The 17,569-nt window shown below is 50.8% G+C and carries 14 protein-coding genes; 3 read left to right on the forward strand and 11 right to left on the reverse strand.

The annotated features are described in order from the left end of the window. Nucleotides 1–56 precede the first annotated feature (56 nt). The gene (locus tag ACESSO_RS16155; protein ID WP_373166577.1) at nt 57–983 is read left to right on the forward strand and encodes an AEC family transporter; all 927 of its coding nucleotides are present in this window, start codon (nt 57–59) and stop codon (nt 981–983) included. 689 nt (nt 984–1,672) lie between these two features. On the opposite strand, the gene ACESSO_RS16160 is transcribed toward ACESSO_RS16155, so the two are convergent. The 9 genes from ACESSO_RS16160 to ACESSO_RS16200 all read right to left on the reverse strand — a co-directional run bounded on the left by ACESSO_RS16160 (nt 1,673) and on the right by ACESSO_RS16200 (nt 13,081). Beyond that, nucleotides 1,673–2,485 (reverse strand): PHP domain-containing protein, encoded by an 813-nt coding sequence (locus tag ACESSO_RS16160; RefSeq protein WP_373166578.1) that lies wholly within the window; start codon nt 2,483–2,485, stop codon nt 1,673–1,675. 12 nt (nt 2,486–2,497) lie between these two features. After that, a complete protein-coding gene (locus tag ACESSO_RS16165) occupies nt 2,498–3,652 on the reverse strand; it encodes an adenylyl-sulfate kinase (protein WP_373166579.1) in 1,155 nt (384 codons plus the stop codon). A gap of 12 nt (nt 3,653–3,664) precedes the next feature. Continuing rightward, entirely contained in the window at nt 3,665–5,635 is a 1,971-nt protein-coding gene (locus ACESSO_RS16170) for a hypothetical protein (RefSeq protein ID WP_373166580.1), read from the reverse strand. Between the two features lie 99 nt (nt 5,636–5,734). Next, nucleotides 5,735–7,825, reverse strand: coding sequence for a flagellin (locus tag ACESSO_RS16175; protein WP_373166581.1), 2,091 nt, complete (start codon nt 7,823–7,825; stop codon nt 5,735–5,737). Between the two features lie 374 nt (nt 7,826–8,199). After that, entirely contained in the window at nt 8,200–9,372 is a 1,173-nt protein-coding gene (locus ACESSO_RS16180; RefSeq protein ID WP_373166582.1) for an RNA-guided endonuclease InsQ/TnpB family protein, read from the reverse strand. After that, the gene (locus ACESSO_RS16185; RefSeq protein WP_373166583.1) at nt 9,284–9,763 is read right to left on the reverse strand and encodes a carbon storage regulator; all 480 of its coding nucleotides are present in this window, start codon (nt 9,761–9,763) and stop codon (nt 9,284–9,286) included. The genes ACESSO_RS16180 and ACESSO_RS16185 overlap by 89 nt, the downstream gene beginning before the upstream one ends. A 515-nt stretch (nt 9,764–10,278) precedes the next feature. Further along, entirely contained in the window at nt 10,279–11,148 is an 870-nt protein-coding gene (sdaAA, locus tag ACESSO_RS16190; RefSeq protein WP_373166585.1) for an L-serine ammonia-lyase, iron-sulfur-dependent, subunit alpha, read from the reverse strand. Nucleotides 11,149–11,161: 13 nt separating this feature from the next. Then, nucleotides 11,162–11,830: an L-serine ammonia-lyase, iron-sulfur-dependent subunit beta gene (gene sdaAB / locus ACESSO_RS16195; protein ID WP_373166586.1), complete on the reverse strand. Its 669-nt coding sequence runs from the start codon at nt 11,828–11,830 to the stop codon at nt 11,162–11,164. Nucleotides 11,831–11,860: 30 nt separating this feature from the next. Further along, a complete protein-coding gene (locus ACESSO_RS16200) occupies nt 11,861–13,081 on the reverse strand; it encodes a dicarboxylate/amino acid:cation symporter (protein WP_373166587.1) in 1,221 nt (406 codons plus the stop codon). A 158-nt stretch (nt 13,082–13,239) separates the two neighbouring features. Between ACESSO_RS16200 and ACESSO_RS16205 the strand changes: the two genes are divergently transcribed. Continuing rightward, nucleotides 13,240–14,130 carry a LysR family transcriptional regulator gene (locus tag ACESSO_RS16205; protein ID WP_373166588.1) on the forward strand — a complete coding sequence of 297 codons (891 nt, stop codon included), beginning with the start codon at nt 13,240–13,242 and terminating at the stop codon, nt 14,128–14,130. 390 nt (nt 14,131–14,520) lie between these two features. Here the strand turns inward: ACESSO_RS16205 and ACESSO_RS16210 are convergent, their stop codons facing one another. Together ACESSO_RS16210 and ACESSO_RS16215 are read right to left on the reverse strand one after the other, a co-directional pair. After that, on the reverse strand, nt 14,521–15,510 hold the full coding sequence (locus ACESSO_RS16210; protein WP_373166589.1) for a hypothetical protein: 990 nt from the start codon (nt 15,508–15,510) through the stop codon (nt 14,521–14,523). Nucleotides 15,511–15,741: 231 nt separating this feature from the next. Beyond that, complete coding sequence (locus ACESSO_RS16215) at nt 15,742–15,975, reverse strand: transposase (protein WP_373166594.1); 234 nt, start codon at nt 15,973–15,975, stop codon at nt 15,742–15,744. A 548-nt stretch (nt 15,976–16,523) separates the two neighbouring features. On the opposite strand from ACESSO_RS16215, the gene ACESSO_RS16220 reads away from it, so the two are divergent. After that, nucleotides 16,524–17,369 (forward strand): tyrosine-type recombinase/integrase, encoded by an 846-nt coding sequence (locus ACESSO_RS16220; RefSeq protein WP_373166590.1) that lies wholly within the window; start codon nt 16,524–16,526, stop codon nt 17,367–17,369. Nucleotides 17,370–17,569: the final 200 nt, after the last annotated feature.

Raw genomic sequence — 17,569 nt, forward strand, 5'->3', positions numbered from 1 at the left:
AAGGAGGATACCTGTGCCTGCTGATATGGTACGGGGGTTGGGGGAGTAAAAAAGGGATGAGTCTTTTTCCGGTTTTTCGGCAGATCGTGGTGCTGTTCCTGCTGATGGGGGTGGGGTATGCTTCGAATCGGCTGCACATCATGACTAAGGAGTCCGAGCGGCTGTTTTCCCGCGTGCTGGTCAATCTGACCTGTCCGGCCCTGATCCTGAGCAGCGTGACGACCAGCGGGCGGCTGGACAGCGGCTGGGCGCTGCTGCATATCCTCGGCGTGGCGGTCAGCTATTTTGTCATCCTGCCGGTTGTGGCCCGGCTGCTGGCATGCCTGCTGCGTGTGCCAGCTGTGTATCGGGCGGAGTACGAGAGCATGTTGATCTACTCCAATCTGGGCTTTATGGGCATTCCGGTCATCAGTGCGGTGCTTGGTACAGACGCGATTCTGTACATTACGATCTTTATGGCGGTGTTCAATGTTTCCGTGTTTTCGTACGGCACGATCCTGCTGCAGCCCGCGGAACAAAAGGCAGGGAATCTGCCGCTTCGCAAAATGATCAACCCCGGTACGGTATCCGCCGCGCTCGCACTGGTACTCTATGCGCTGGATATTCAGCTGCCCGACCTGATCTATCAGCCGGTTTCGCTGCTGGGCAACGTGACCACGCCGCTGGCGATGCTCGTGGTCGGTTCGTCGCTTGCTGGACAACCGCTGCGCGTGGTGCTGCGGGAGATGTCCATGCTGCCTTTCACGGCATGCCGTCTGATTCTCTTGCCGCTGCTGACGCTGGCGGTATGCCGTCCGTTTGTCGCCGATCCGTTCCTGGTCGGCACGCTCACACTGGTGTCGGCTATGCCGGTCGCCTCCAATGTGGTGATGATCAGCAGCGAGTTGGGCCGCGATACGGATTACATCTCCAAGGGCGTGTTTTTCTCGACCCTGTTTTCAATTGTCAGCATTCCGCTGGTATCGGCCGTGTTGAACATATAAGGTATGCTTGTCATAGTGATGGGTCAGCACCGTCAGCGTATGTACTCTGAAGCTATTGTAAACGCAGCATATTCCGCAAGAGGGGATTGTGCCGCTTATGTCGTCAGCCTGCCCTTTCGATTTTGCAACGTGATACTGAGGTTCCAACGGGCGTTCTGCCGGAAGGTTTGGTGGATGATATGAGTTGTCCGTTTGGAGAAGAACCCATGCGTTCCAATAGAATGCATGGAAATATACCGATCTAGAACAGATATACAGGTTTTATTACGGTTCAGATACAGCATTGATGCACCCAAAGAAGGAGAGAACATACAAGAGAAGTTGAACGAAGCGTTGCATGAGGGCAGATAATGTCATATCGGTACAGACGGTAAGCAATATCACGACCCAACCCCGGCACAGGTAGAGGAAAACGCATAGGAGGAATTGGACCGAATCATGTTTCCATGGCGAAGCACGAAGGGACGGATGAACAATTACCGTCACTGCGCAGCAGAGATTGTACGCGAGGATTGGGTATACAACTACCAGAAACCAAAAAAGAGCAAGCAGCAGTTGCTGTTTGCTCTTTTTTACCAAATCTCTTTTGCAGCAGCAATCGGCCGCTGCAAGCTCAGAAAATACAAGTATAGATGCATCAAGAGGGAAATGCAGTTTTTCCTTTCAAGCGTATACTGTGCCAGCCATGTCTACGTATTCTCCATAAACCAGTTGCTTTCTAATGGGGTAGGTGTTAACAATGTGTCCGGACGAACTTGGGGGCCGTGAAAATCGCTGCCGGCACTCACATGGAGTTCATATCGCTGGGCGAGCTTCAGATATGCTTGTACCATCTCTGACGTATGGCGCGGATAATAGCATTCCAAAGCGTCTAAGCCGCAGTTCCGAAGCCAGTGAAGTGTGGCATCCAGTTTCTCAGAAGAAAAGCCCAGCTGATAGGGATGAGCCAGAACTGCTTTGCCGCCGTCTTGATGGATAACGTCAATACAGGTGCGGGCATCCGCTTTAAAACGTTCAATGCGTTGATACTCATCCGTATCCAGATAGCGGTCAAATGCCTCACGAATGGAGGAGACATAGCCTCGGCGGAGCATCACCTGAGCGAAGTGGGGACGAGCGATGATGTTGCCGCCGGCCAGCGTTTCTACTTCTTCCAGCGAAATATTTATCCCTTTTTCGTGAAGAAAGTCGATGATGCGGTATTTCCGCTCCTCTCGTCCATCCTGAAGCCTTTGACACAGCAGAGTCAGCTGTGTACAGTCGGAGCGAAAACCCAGCCCTAGAATGTGCATATGCCGGTCCTCTTTGGCGCCCAGCTCCACCCCGCGCAAAACGGTTATACCGCATCGTAGCCCGGCCTGACATGCTTCTTCTACACCAGCGACCGTGTCATGGTCGGTAAGAGCCATAACGCCGATACCGGCGTCTTTGGCTTTTTGCACCAGACATGAGGGGGAATACTGACCGTCGGAGGCCGTGGAGTGGGTATGAAGGTCAACCATCTGCACCATCGCTTACACCTCGTTCTGAGGTTTGACCGCCACAATGCGGATGACCGGCGGATCGTCATTGCCATAGGGCGCAAAGCCGGTTTGCTCTTTGGCATATTCCACACGGAAACCTCGTTTTTCCAGTGAACCCACCAGCTCATCCCGAACGATGAAACGGCGATAGTGATTGTCATAAAAGAATGCGTTGCGCTCCACTGCTTTGCCTTTGCCGTATAAAGGATCATTGACGCTGCGCACTTCGATAAAGAACTTTCCACCCTGTTTCAGCGCACGGAACATGGTTTGCAGCAGCATAGCCTCCTGCTTTTGGTTGATGGCGTGAATGGTAAAACGGCTGTAGGCATAGTCGTAGCTCTCCGATTGATATGTGTCGCTTGCAATAAAGTCGCTGCACAGAAAACGTGCGTTTCTTACGGGCTGTTGATTGAGCTGGTCAATGGCGGAGTGAGACAAATCAATTCCCACTACCTGTATTCCCTGTTTTGCAAAGAACAGCGCATCCCGTCCGTTACCGCAGCCTAAATCGACCAGCGTTTTGCCCGGTTCTACCAATGTGGCGACATACTGTGCAAAAGGTGAAGGCGCCGTTGAGCAAATGCGATTGTGATAATATTGGTTCCAGTACGCGGTGTTATCAATGGGATTCTCAACGATGTTGGGATAAAAAACGCGTTCGATGTTCTCGACTAGCTCCAAAGGCGTGCAGTCTCCGTCGTTTTGAAGGATGAGATCCGGATGCCTGGGTTCATCAAAGGGCAAATCCACGCCCACTACATTCTTGCCCGCGGTATACAGGCCCTTCTGGTTGCGCTGAATGAGCGTTTCTTTTCTGACCCGAATATAAATTTCTTTGTAGTTGGGAATGTTGGCCCGGTTCCAGCAGCGCACAGAGTCAAACATGGCTATGGAGCAGCACACCACATCGATGCCCTGATCGGAAAGCAGTTTGCATACACGGAAAATGCGCCTTGCCCAGCGCAGACGTTCTTCCTGCGTATATCCCACATCCTCGCCGAAGGCCACGCGGATTTCGTCGCCATCCAGATAAACTGCGTTGGATTTTGTGGCTTTCAAGCGGCGGTAAAACAGGCCGCCGACCGTGGTTTTACCCGCGCCTGACAGGCCGGTAAAAAAGTAAACCGTTCCCTTGTTTTCCATTACCGACCCTCCTTAGTGATACACAGGCTGCTCCAGCAGCACCGGATTGAGCTTCAGTTTTTTCATCAGACGCAGCGGCTGGGCATTGGCGTTGACAAATTGGGGCGTCTGCATCAGCATGCCGATCACCCGCATGCGATTCTTGGCATAGCGCTCCAAGTACTCCTGCGCGATGCGATCGCTTTGCTCTGTCGACCTTACGACTTCATCATCGCAAATGACCGCAAAATTTCGTTCGGTAGCATCCTTATAAGACTGGAAGATGGCATGATCCAAATGCTGAAAGCCTTTCAGCTTTTCGTTTATCAGCTCCATATCCACGGTTTCGCCATGATAATAGTGAAAGTCATAACCGTATGTTTCGTATATATCCCGCATGAAATACTCCAGCAGGAAACGGTCGTCATCGTTGACATATTCATCATAGGTGCGGTAAATTGCGGCAGGGTCAAAGCCCAGATCGTTGCCCGGCAGGGATTCCGGATTCAGTCCGCTTTGTCCGGAGCAGTAGGTCATGCTTTCGGTATAGGGAATGTCGAGAAATTCTGCCAAGGCGGTAAATGTGGCTTGGGGATTGAGTTTCCCGTCCTCAAACCGCACCAGCATGCTATCTCGGAAAAGTCGATCCCATTGGTCCACCATGAAAGTGCGGTTCAGCAGACGTTCTGTAAACACATCCGTGATGACGTGCTTTTTTCCCTCTTCCTCTGTTCTTTTGCTCATAAAACGCACGGTAGCGCCATAGCTGGTGGTAGGGCGCCGGATTGGCGTGAATGTCTTGATGTATTTGAATTGGCGGAACAGGGGAGAATGGGAGATCTTTTGATAAATATCCGACGTGAGGATTGCCTGATTTTTCGGCTGGTCATAGTCAATGCGGCACAGGACATTGGAAAAGTGGGGCTGGAACAGCAGCGCCGGGACAATACGGGAATTGCCGCGGATATCGCCGCTGACGGTATCGGAATTTAAGAAAAGTGTCACCAGACAGTCTTTATCCGTCGGGTTAGGGATCTGTGCCAGCTCCCGCACGATATAAGAGGGGCTTTTGAGGGACACGTCCTTTGCCTGTTCGCGCTGCTGATGAATCAGCTCTTCCATTTTATTAAACATGACGGATTCATACGCAAGAAGATTGGGGTGCCCATAGAGAATTTCGTTGAAAAAGTCGCCGCCGTTATGGGTGGAGAGCTGCGTGTGCCAGATGAGTCGATGCACCTCCCGGATTCCAATCGGCTTGACAGGGAACTGGCTGTAATCAATGCCGAAACGAGCCTGAAAGTCGATGGGATATTGGTTGATTTCCTCCTCCGTCAGAAAGACAAACTTTTTATCTTTCAGCAGCCCGGAAAAATCCAAACTTTGGAGATACGCGCAAAATTGCATCCAATCGGTATAGTGCAGGTAGATGTGATTCTCCCGGCCTACCCATTCGCTTTTGCGCACGTTGTCATATAAATATTCCAGTTGATATTGAGAATAAACATCCTTGGCAAGGATGGGGTTTTCCAAATCTTGAAAGAAGTATCGGTCAATCACCGGATTGTCAAAGTTGACATACTCGCCAAACCGGTTTTCGGCCTTAAAATAGGGGACATATCCCTTGTCGTCAAAGGGGAAAAACAGAATGGGCAGCGTATCAAAGGCCGGAAAATCCTTTTGAAACAGGTAAGGATAGTGGCCCAGCGCGCGGCAGTTACGTTCATAGAGCTTTTTCTGCTTCTGGACATTGGGCAGATAAAAGGCCTGCATCATCAGATTCATCAGATTTGCCTGAAATAGTCCTCGGTTATATAGAGATACAAAGGTTGTAAAGGAGATTTTATAGTCTCCCTCGGCGAAAAAGATATAGGAGGCAGCCTCCAGTTCTTCCTGCGGTTCCAGTTCTTCCGCTTTCTCAAGTGCCAGGAAGTAGGCTTGCATCGCTGCTTCCTTTTTGTTCAGCTGCACCAGCTTTCGGGCCAGCAAGAGGGTTTTTGTCATGACGAGTTCTCCTTATTTCACCATATAGAAGGGGGGCCGGGCAGAAACCCAGCCCCCACATACATCGGGTGTTTTTGAATCCGTGTGGAACCGCTATGCTTACTGCAGCAGCTGCAGAACGCCCTGCGGAACCTGATTGGCCTGCGCCAGCATTGCCTGAGCAGACTGAACCAGAATGTTGTTCTTGGTGTAAGCCATCATCTCGTCGGCAACGTCGGTGTCGCGGATGGTGGACTCAGCATCCTGAATGTTCTCCGTCATGACGGACAGGTTGTTGATGGTGTGATCCAGACGGTTCTGGGTAGCGCCCAGCGTACCGCGGACAGAGGATACGGTGTTGATCGCATTCTTGATGGTGTCAACCGCAGCCTGTGCACCGTCCTGCGTGCTGATATTCAGGCCCGCAATGCCAAGGGAATTGGCATGCATGTCCTGAATGTCTACGGTGAGCTGGTTGAAATCATCGCTCGTGTCACCGATCTGGAGGGTCAGGCCCTTACCGACAATCGGTTCGCCCTTGGTGGTATCCACGGTAGACACACCAATATAGCTGGCCAGCTTATCCATGGTGGTCATATCAGTGGAGTCCTTAGCGGACTGGAGCTGCTGCAGGCTGATCTTGCCGGTATTGGCAACATGACCAACCGAGAAGGTGGTGTTATCCTTAGCAGCCTGAGTCAGAGCGCTTGCGATTTCTTCCTCGGTAGCGTTAGCGTCTACCTTTACCGCACCAGAGACATTAGCAAATGCGCTGTCATCGCCGACAGCGATGGTATAGGTCTGGTCGCCCAGTGTGATCTTGCTGCCGTCGGTGAGCTTGCCGGACAGGTCGAGCACGGTGTTGGCCAGCTGATTCGGCGTAACCAGATCGTTGACCACAATATTGACCGAGCCGACGTTAATCGAGCCGCTGGTACCATTGTCATAAGCGTCTGCGCCGGCAACCCAAGCGGTAGAGGCTGCAGCAGCCATTGTGCCAGTGCCAGTGCCCTTGGTATATGCAACATTGGTGACCTTGGCGGTATTGGCGCCCTTCTCTACGCTGGTGAACGTGAGCGTGTTCGTAGCAGTGCCAACAGTGAAGTAATCACTCAGCTTATACGTCTTGCCGTCCACGCTTGCAGTAGCAGCTTGGAGCGCAGTTTTGATGGTGCCAATAGTAGCGTTCTGAGCCAGACTTGCAGCCTTAAAGGTCAAGCTCTTGCCGTCCGTCAGCTGAATAGTGACTTCCATGGCAGCGTCGCTGGTAGCAGCACCGCCTGCAGTATAGGCACCGGTGGTGTAAACGCCGGAAGTAGCGGCGACTGTGCTTCCCTTCACACCCGTGAAGCTTACGTCATAGTGCGCGTTGATAGACTTATCGGGTACAGCATCAGCGGTGAATTCCAGCTTGGAACCGTTTGCCTTGGCGGTGTAAGCAATACCGTCCAGAGTAACCTGCTTGCCGTCGAGCAGCTTGGCAAGATCGGCTGCTTCCAGCTTGTCGCCGTTCTTATATCCAGCAGTATTAAAGTCACCTGCAGCAATCGAAGCCGTTTGACTGCCGATGGTAAGCGTAAAGGTGTCGGCAGTTGCGGATTTTACGACATGGCTCAGGCCGTCCAGTTCAACCGAGAAGGAGGGCAGCTGGCCTGCATCGGCATTGGTCTCCAGCATGGTGTTGGTGCCAGCGACGCCGGCTGTGCTGGCAGCAGCCTCGGGCAGCAGCAGACCCTTGATGTCGGCAGCGCTCAGGGCATTGTAGCTGGCCTTTACGGTGCCGGAGGACATGGTGCCATCGAGCAGGTTGATGCCGTTGAAGTTTGCGGAATCGGCGATGCGGTCGATTTCCTCCAGCAGCTGGTCAACTTCCTTCTGCAGGTTGGCGCGGTCGGTGTCGTTGTCGTAAGTGCCGTTTGCAGACTGGTTCGCCAGCTCGACCATACGGTTGAGCATGTCATGTACTTCGGTCAACGCACCTTCAGCGGTCTGCACGAGGGAGATGCCGTCCTTCGCGTTCTTCTGCGCGGTTTCCAGGCCGGTAATCTGAGCGCGCATCTTTTCGGAAATGGCAAGGCCGGCAGCGTCGTCGCCTGCGCGGTTAATCTTGTAACCGGAAGACAGCTTCTCCAGGTTCTTGGAGAGCGCGCTGGTGTTAGTTGAGTAGTTGCGGTAGGCGTTCATCGCCATAATGTTGTGTTGAATACGCATACTAGGTTCCTCCTAAATCTGATTAATGTGACAGGGCCATCCTTTTGCCCCAGCACAGGTCGTGGAGCGCCGCCGGGTCTCAGGCAACCGGCCGGACTGCCCGAAATCTATTGGCGCATGTAATCTATTTCAGCCGACCCGTCGGTCGGATGAAAACAAAATTATGTTGGATTCTCGTGGACTGCCCGAAAATACGGGCTTCGGGCGCGCCGCCGTGAAACGCAGCGGGTTGCCGTCTTTTGTTCCCATCGGCTGCGTCGGAAACGCTGATCGCATCGGAAGATAGGACTCTTTCGATCCGATCAACGCCTCCGCGCCGCAAGCGAATGGGCATACACCGGTGTCCCGACCGGTATGATGGTTCTGTGAGAAGGTCAGGCGGAAATGCGCCGACCTTGGTTTTCGTAATATTGTGCGAGGCCCTGATTCCGCAGGTTTTCTGCGGCATTGCTGGCGCGCATAAGCACTGCACCACAGGAAGGACATTGCCAGCGACGTGCATCTGCGGCAAGCGCATCGTTGACTGCACCGCAGCGGTGGCAGGTCTTGGCGGATGGGAAGTATTTTTCCACCACGATATACGGCTTGCCCATACGTTCCAGCTTGTATTGCAGGTATGTGCGGAATTGTCCATAGCCCGCATCCATCACATTGCCGAGTTGGAGCGTCTGCGACATCTCCACCAGATCGGTATCTTTCACACACACGGCGTCCCAGGCGTTGGCTATCCGCCGGCTCTCCTTGTGAATGAAATCTTTTCGCTGGTTGGCGATGTGCTCATACAGGCACTGAAGTCTGTGAAGCTGCTGCTCGTAGTTTTTTGAGCCGCGCTGCATCTGTGCAAGCCGCTTTTGCATCCGCCCGAGCTTGTCTTGCGAGCGGTGTATCCAGTGCGGTGCATCAGCGGCGCGTCCGTTGCTGTCTATGTAAAAATGGGACAGGGAATAATTCAGTCCCAGCGTGGTTTCTTGTGTCGGTTGTACCGTTTTGGGTGGTTTTACCGCATACTCAAATGTCAGTGAGCAGAAATACTTACCGGACGGGCTTTTGCTGACCGTCGCAGTTTTGAGCTTCCACCAATGCAGCGGCTTGCGGTATAATCTGGCTTTTACGATTCCGGCCTTGGGAAGTCGGATTCCGTTGTCCGTCAGATAGATGCTTGCGCCTTTTCCGGACGGGTAGTATTGGCAATAGATGGTATAGCTGCTTTTGCAATGCTTTTTCTTTTTGTAGGCAGGATGCCGAAAACGATCCGGATGATCGAAAAACTGCTGAAAAGCGCGACGCAGGTTCTGATGCACCGAAATCAGTGCGCCGCAATCAACTTCTTTCAAAAAAGGTGCACTTTTTTTGTATTTGGCTGGGGTAGGGATGAAATGTACATCGGTTTCCGCATAAAATCGCGCCTGATCGGTCAGCATCCGGTTCCACAGATAGCGGCAGCAATCGAAGGTTTTATCAAACAGCGTCGCCTGTGCAGGTGTGGGATAGAGCTGCACTTTGATGGTGGTGTTGCGGATGATGATTCCGTTTTGACTCTGTGCCATCGGGTGCTGCACCTCCTTGTCCCATACTGGTTTCGGCAAGTTCAAGCCGCTTGAGCTGCGCGCGTGCGGCCTGCTGAACCTCCGGCAGCGATTCTAACTCATCCAAAATTGTCCGAAGCTGCTGCACTGCGTCCGCGCGTGTCGCAGCTGCCTTCCGTTGGGCGGCAAGACGCCGCACATGCTTGGCACGTTTGCGTGCTTCCTGTCTATCGAAAAATTCACCTACGCTTTCCGGTCGGGGAGAACCGTCTCGCTCACGCACTTCTCCGCGCATGATGGGCAGTTCCCGGGGCGCTTGAATTGCAAGCCGAAATTGGGAACCTGAGCGCTGGAACACCTGAATGACCACGTTTTCACCGATGGTGATGTATTCTCCCGATTTGATTTGCAATGAAAGCACGATGGACTCCTCTCTTGATTCCAATATCTGGATATTGTTCCTAAAAGTATAGCTTTTGGGGCATGCTCCCAATTTTGATTTTTTTAAAAAAACAGTCTTAACTTTTCGATTAAACATCCGATTTAATCAATAGATGTCAAAAGTAATACTGTATTTTTAGCGTTACAAAAACTATACTTTTTGTAACAGGCTGTGGGTTTAAACCGTCGAAAATGTGCGCAAAAAAAGAGATTCCCGATAAAATGGGAATCTCTTTTTTTATATGTATCATGATAGTTGGAGCGCGCATGTTTCTCGATTGCATATAAAAAACGCTGCCGAATGGCGGCGTTGCAGAAAATGCGACTGTATACAAAAAATAAAGCCTGACGTTGATAAACGCCAGGCTTCGTAAAATTCAAATTTTCATGGGACTTAGCTGTTCGATGACTTGGAACGCGGAATGACCAAGCACAGCGTCCGCAAGCACAACTGGAGCGGTTCACAGAAGAGAGGAAAAATTTTCGTTAACTGCAGCGGCCGCATAATTCACAGGCGGAGGGGGTGACGGCGCAGCCACCCAGCGCGGTTTCCCGCAGCTCGATGGGGATGCGCCGTCCTACGGCATACATGGTTGCCAGCATTTCATCGAATGGAATCAGCTGATGAACTCCGCTGAGTGAAAGTTCGGCAGCAATCAGTGCGTTGGCAACGCCGGCGGCATTTCTGTTCTGACAGGGGTATTCCACCAGACCGCCAACAGGATCACAGACCAGTCCCAACATGTTCATTAGAACAGTGGAGCCCGTGTCCAAACTTTGTTCCGGTGTGCCGCCCATTAACTCTACTGTGGCAGAGGCCGCCATTGCAGCTGCAACGCCGATTTCAGCCTGACAGCCACCCACGGCACCGGCGACGGTTGCATTGCGCATGGCCAAATAGCCGATGGCACCTGCATTAAACAGCGCGTCAATAAGGCGTGCATCAGAAATTTTATAGCAATCCTGCAGTGCCAATAATAAACCGGGCACCACACCGGCCGAGCCGGCAGTGGGGGCAGCTACGATGAGGCCCATGGATGCATTGACCTCCAGTACCGCTACCGCGTATGTCATGGCTTTGACCAGAACATCGCCGCAGATTGCCTTGCCCTTGGCTGCATGAGCGGATAGCTTTTTGGCTTCTCCGCCAATCAGGCCACCCATGGACTTAGTTGGGCTTTTCAGCGGCTGCGTGGCGGAATTGCGCATAATCTCCAGTGCGCGCGCCATACGGTGATCCACCATATCACGGGTTGTTTCACCCAAAATGCATTCCCGACGACGCATGATCTCGGAGATCAGGCATTGTTCCTGCTGGCACAACACCAGCAGTTCTTTGGCAGATTTGAAATCCATATATTTTCTCTCCCTACGGTTCTACAATCATTACGTCATGCACATGGGGGTGGTTGCGCAGCGGTTCGGCAATGCCCTCCGGGAACCGGCCGTCGGATTCGACGATGGTATAGGCAGTGTTGCCTTTGGACTCGCGGAACAGACGCATAAAAGCAATATTGACATTGCTGTCGCTGAGGACCTTAGTGATATGTGCTACGACACCGGGCTTGTCCTGCTGGACGACGATAACCGTGCTGTAATCGCCGGTAAAATCCACCGAGACTCCGTTGATGCGGGAGATGCGTACCTTGCCTCCGCCCAGCGATTCTCCGCGCACAGTCATCGCTTGTCCACGGGTGTTTTCCATGAGGATATCCACCGTGTTCGGGTGTATGTCTGTTTCGGATTCGCACGGAGTGAAACTGTAGGCGAGTCCGCGCTCCGCGGCAATCTGGAAAGAATTGCGGATGCGGATATCATCCGTATTAAAACCCATCATACCGCCCAGCAGTGCGCGATCGGTGCCATGGCCATGATAGGTTTTGGCAAAAGAACCATAAAGGGTAAAGTCCACTTTTTTCAGCGGTGGAGCAATCATTTTGTGCGCCAAAAAAGCGATGACGGCAGCTCCTGCTGTATGGGAGCTGGAGGGGCCGATCATATTCGGCCCCAAAACATCGAAAACACTGACAAAGGACATGAATGTTCTCCTTACCTGATTGCAGAATAATCAGGATTTTGCGGGATTTTTGTTAATGAATTTCTGATAAATGGTATCAACAATAACGCCGATCGCATTATCGCCGGACACGTTGCAGGCCGTGCCGAAGGAGTCCTGTGTGATATACAGAGCGACCATGATGGCGCAGATCGGACCGCTGGGGTCGCCGGCTTCCGCGCCGAAAATCATGTACAGGAAGGGGAGTGCGGTCATGATGGAGCCGCCGGGTGCGCCGGGGGAAGCGATCATGGCAATGCCAAGCGTCATGACAAAGGGAACTACGGTCGCGATGCTGATGGGGATCTGATTCATCAGGCAGACAGCGGTTGCACAGGCTGTGATGGTAATCATCGAGCCGGCCATATGGATGTTGGCGCACAGCGGAACAACGAAATTGCGAATTTCCTCGGAAACACCGTCCGCTTCCGCACACTGCAGATTAACCGGGATAGTTGCGGCAGAGGACTGCGTACCAAGCGCGGTAGCATAACCGGGGATCTGGTTTTTAATAAGGGTGAAGGGGTTTTTCTTGCTGACAGCACCTGCGATGGTGAATTGAATGACGATGCAGATAAGATGCATGATGATGACGACAAGGAATACCTTCCATAGGATGCCCAGAATTGCAAAAGTTTTACCGGATTTGGTCATATCGGTGAAAGTACCGCAGATGTAAAGCGGCAGCAGGGGGATGATAACCGAATGAAGCACCTTGTCAATGATACCGGAGAAGTCGCTGACACCGTTGTACAGTGTGTCTCCGATGGTTTTGCCGCGCAGCGAGGATAGACACAGGCCGAGCACAAAGGCCAGTACAACAGCGGAAAGCGTATCCAGCAGAGGGGGAATGCTCAGACTGAAATAGGTTTCCAGAGAATTTTCGGCTGTCGCAGCGATTTGCTCCAGCGCATCGGGACTCATAAAGCTGGGGAACAGATTGTGCGCCACAAAATAGGAGGCCGAGCCTGCGAGCAGCGTAGAACCATAGGCGATGATTACGGTGATGAGCAGCAGTTTTCCCGCGCCGTTTTTCAGATTGGCGATACCCATAGTAACATAGGCGAGGATCATCAGCGGTATAACAAATGATAAGAAGGTACTGAAGATTTTGGATGCAGTCACCACGATGCGACAGAACCATTCCGGCAGGAACTGGCCGAACAGGATACCGATGATGATAGCGATGATGAGCTTGGGGAGCAGGCCGAGTTTGAATTTTTTCTTGTCCATGAGCGAAACAACCTCCTATAATTTTGCTTAAATTTCCCTTGACCCTTTGATGATTTTAGTATATTCTGTTTATAAAGATAAGTCAAATTCATAAATTTAATCTTATCGTTTAAAAAAATTAATAATAAAATGATGCATAAAAAAAGAGGCGCATATTTATGGAATTACGCCAACTCAGCACGTTTATCCGAGTCGCTCAATTCAAAAGTTTTTCCAAAGCGGCGGAAAGCTTGGGATATTCGCAGTCCGCAGTGACGGTGCAAATCCATCAGTTGGAGGAGGAACTGCACACTCGCTTGTTCGATAGGATGGGGAAGCGCATTGCGCTGACCGATCCGGGTATGCAGTTTCTGGAACGGGCGTATGAGGTGCTCAATGAGGTGAACAAAGCAAGGCTTTCCGTTTCAGATGGAGGGGAGCTGCGCGGACGGCTGCATATCGGCACGATTGAATCCCTGTGCTTTTTCAAGCTGCCTGCCGTACTGAGATTGTATTGGGAAAAGCATCCGCAGGTTGTCATTCGTGTGACGACGGGAGAACCGGAGAATTTGATAGCGCAAATGGAACGCGGCGAATTGGATATGATTTATATTTTGGATGAGCCGCAGTATAATAATGATTGGCGTAAGCTGATGGAACAGCGTGAAAAAGTGGTATTTGTGGCGTCTGCCTCGCTTGGAGCGGAGCTGCGAGAAATTCCTGATTTGAAGGTGGAGCAGCTGCTGGATAAGCCGTTTTATCTGACGGAGCGCGATGCGAACTATCGACGGGTACTCGACCGGTTTCTCGCTTCACGCGAGACGATACTTACGCCGTTTCTGGAATGCAGCGACACCTCTTTTATCATTAAAATGCTGGAGATCAACCGGGGCATTTCTTTTTTGCCGTGGTATGCAGTGGAGCAGAGCGTACGACAGGGAAAATTATCGCTGCTGAACGTCACAAATTTTCATGCTTCGTTGTATCGTCAGATATTTTCCCATAAAGAAAAGTGGCATACCCGTGAGATGAATGAATTTGTGCGTTTGGTAGAAGAGATTAACCGCTGAGTGAGGGCGGTGACACTCAACCACGCCTGTGCGATATGAGAATCGAGCAAGATACTATCAGATAAAAGTGTCATCTATGGTCAATACATAAGTCCGCTGCAATATCGCTTTTTTGGTAACGATATGATGCAATTTGCAGGTTTTGCGATGTTGATTCTGGCGCTATTTGTCAAATTGCGTATGCCGGATTGGATGATGCTGCTTATATGCACGGGAATGCCTCTGTCAGGCGCATGTTTGAACGGTACAGATGTGGGAAATCCTTTTGGTATAGTAAAGCACCCCACTTGTTATTCAGTATAATATACTGTCTAACAAGTGGGGTGCAGTTCAATCATCGATGGCGTTTTTATTTATTTTGTTTTATTGCAATGATATAAGCCGGTTTGGTTATCGTTCGATGCAAACAATCTGTACCGACCCTGCTTCGCATTCGTAATAGGTCAAATCTCCGCCAGCAGAATATGTTTTCCCATCATAGGTAAAATCATGTCCATATAGATCCGGCCCACTGATAGAATAGAACTCATCTTTGTTGTCTTTCATTTTCTCGTATACACTTTCCGGGATGTCCACCGTAAGAGTCACATGTCCGGTGGAATCGGTCTTAATCTTCTTTACCGCAGTGGTTTCCGGGAACGAATCGTCGTAATCATTGCTCGGATTCGGCCGATTTGCAACAACCCGTAATTCAAGATCTGCCGGATAAATGTACCGGTTATTCTTAATATCATAGAACTTGAGTTCAACCGAAACAGTTACCGGTGTACCCGGAAAAGCGTCTACCTGCGCCTGATAGTCCGGATTTACCTCATCGTAATCCAGCGTCTCGTATGCCTGTTTGTATTCACTGTTGTATTCCGGCGGTGCCGGCTCATCCGGCTCCTCACCGTCATCATAGCTTTCGGTGGTGATAATATCGACGCGCTGGTTTTCTCCGTCCCATGTGACATTGAAGTCAAAGGCATCGGCCACATCACGCAGCTTGTAGTAGTTGTTGCCGTTGATCTCAAATCCCGTCAAGGACGCCGGACGGCCATCCTGATACACCCATGCCGTAGAAAGATTTGCCGTCTGCGTTCCGGCCGGAATCGTTTCCAGCTCACCGCCTACCGTCGTGTATGCCTTGTCGTCAGTCAGATCAATACGGTTCTCCGCGCCGTTCCAAGTGACCTCAAACTGTGCGTCCGTGCCGTTGAGAATCGCTGCGATGTCACGCAGCTTAAAGAAGTTATTACCGTTGATCTCGTATGCTGCGACATTCGCTTTCTCGCCATCGACGTACACCTTATGGGTGGACGGCGTAGCCGTAGTCGATACAGCTCCCGCCGACGCGATCAGCGCGAGCGCAAGACCTGTTGAAAGAATTACTTTTTTCATTTTGCTTTCTCCTCTACCATTGCGTTTTCACCGACTATCTTTATCACGATAATAAGTGTTTTCTCCTCTATTATCTTTTTCTTTCTGTATCTCTACAAAAACACACTGAAGTATAATACATTGGATTTTTCTGTTTTTCTTATTTTATAGTATCAATATCTGCAATAGTTTTCAAGATACAACATGCACAATGTTATAATAATCAGCCTATCGAGAAACCCGGTTCATGCATCAAGCGTGGACCGGGTTTCTGGCGTATAGGGGCCAAAGAAGTATAAAAGTGAAAGGGGAACACTTCTCCTTCCACAACCAACTGGCCAGTTTTTTCAAATTCATGGCAGCGAATTTGAGCTTCACCCAGTTGGACAATTGGGCCAAGCCTCTGTACTGCGAATAACGTATGGCGTGTTTTTCCTTGGCGTCGTAAAAGACCCGCTCAATGGTCTCCTTTCGCCGCTTGTACAGTTCTCAGCATTTCGGAATATAGCGGGTGTCATCCGCTAAGTCCTCGTAATCTCTCCAGATGTGCCGTTGTACCGTTTTGACACAGTCTTTGGAATGAGTACACAAATGTCGGGTGGGACAGTTGACCAGATATTCGGATCACGCCTGCCGCTTCTCGGTCAGTTGCATTTGTACGTCCGGCACAAGTCGGCCTTTTTCCGGTTCTTTGAGTGCATTGCGCTTGTTTTTCAGATGCAATAGCCGAGCGCTGTCTAAATGCCGCCTTTGATGGCATCGATATCGGTGTTTCCGCGCCGTTTACCTCTTCCACTCATTCTTTGCGTTTTTGCTGATAGAGATAGTTGGACAGCCCGCAGAGTAGGGAGGAAATAGATAATTTCTGTGCTGATTTGTTTTCTGTTTGCATCAGATGTTCTTGCGGTTCCGGACTTCGCTTTTATAGAGCATATCAAGTGTGCGGTTTTATTGTATCATTCCAGACTCTTTTTGTATGCCAAGGTGTTTGCAAGGTAAAATAAGAATATACTTTGCGAACGGAGGCTGTCGAAATGAATGAACGCAGATTGACATGGGAGCAAATCACCAACTATGGCCGGTATTTGCGTGGGATGGAGCGCAGCCGAGGTACAGTAGAAAAATATCTGAGAGATGTACAGGCATTTATGCTGTGGTCTGACGGCAAGGGGATAACCCGAGAACTGGCAGCAGACTGGAAAGAGCACCTTCGCGTCCAAGGATACGCACCGTCCACGGTCAATTCCATGTTGGCCGCGCTCAACGGTTTGTTTCGGTTTATGGGCTGGGAGGACTGCCGGGTAAAATTCCTCAAAATCCAGCGCCGCCTGCTTCGCGATCCTTCTCGGGAGCTGAGCCGCGCGGAATATGAGCATTTGCTGAAAACGGCGCGGGAACGTGGGCAAGAACGACTGGCTTTGTTGATGGAGGCGATCTGCGCTACCGGCATCCGGGTATCTGAGGTCAAATATCTGACCGTTGAGGCTGCCCGGCAGGGGAGAACGGATATTTCACTGAAGGGAAAGATTCGAACCATTTTGCTGCCGAGTAAACTGTGCCGAAAGCTGTTGAAATACGCAAAAAAACAAAAAACCGTTTCCGGCGAGATATTTCTCACCAAAAACGGAAGAAGCTTAAGCCGCCGCCAGATCTGGAGCGAGCTAAAACGTATTTGCAAGTATGCAGGGGTGGCACCATCCAAGGTCTTTCCCCACAATCTGCGGCATTTATTCGCCACGACCTTTTACCGGGTCTACAAGGATATTGTCCGGCTGGCAGATGTACTGGGCCATTCCAGCATCGATGCTACCCGTATCTATCTGGTGACCTCAGGAGCAGAACAGAGTAAACAGCTGAATCGGTTGGGGCTGATATTGTAGTCCAAATCTATATTTTGTGAATTGCCAGCAAAAAACGTTGACAATATTCTACATATATATTCTATTATATCAGTATATTTTTGGGAAAGCAAGCGAATTTTTCTAAAAGAGGGCGCAAAAAGGTGTAGGAGTACAATACATCTTGGACAGTTGAATAAAAAAGGGATGAAGGATAGGGCCACATCGGTTAAAGTTGAGTT

The organism is Agathobaculum sp. Marseille-P7918, assembly GCF_964248325.1.
Taxonomy (GTDB): domain Bacteria; phylum Bacillota; class Clostridia; order Oscillospirales; family Butyricicoccaceae; genus Agathobaculum.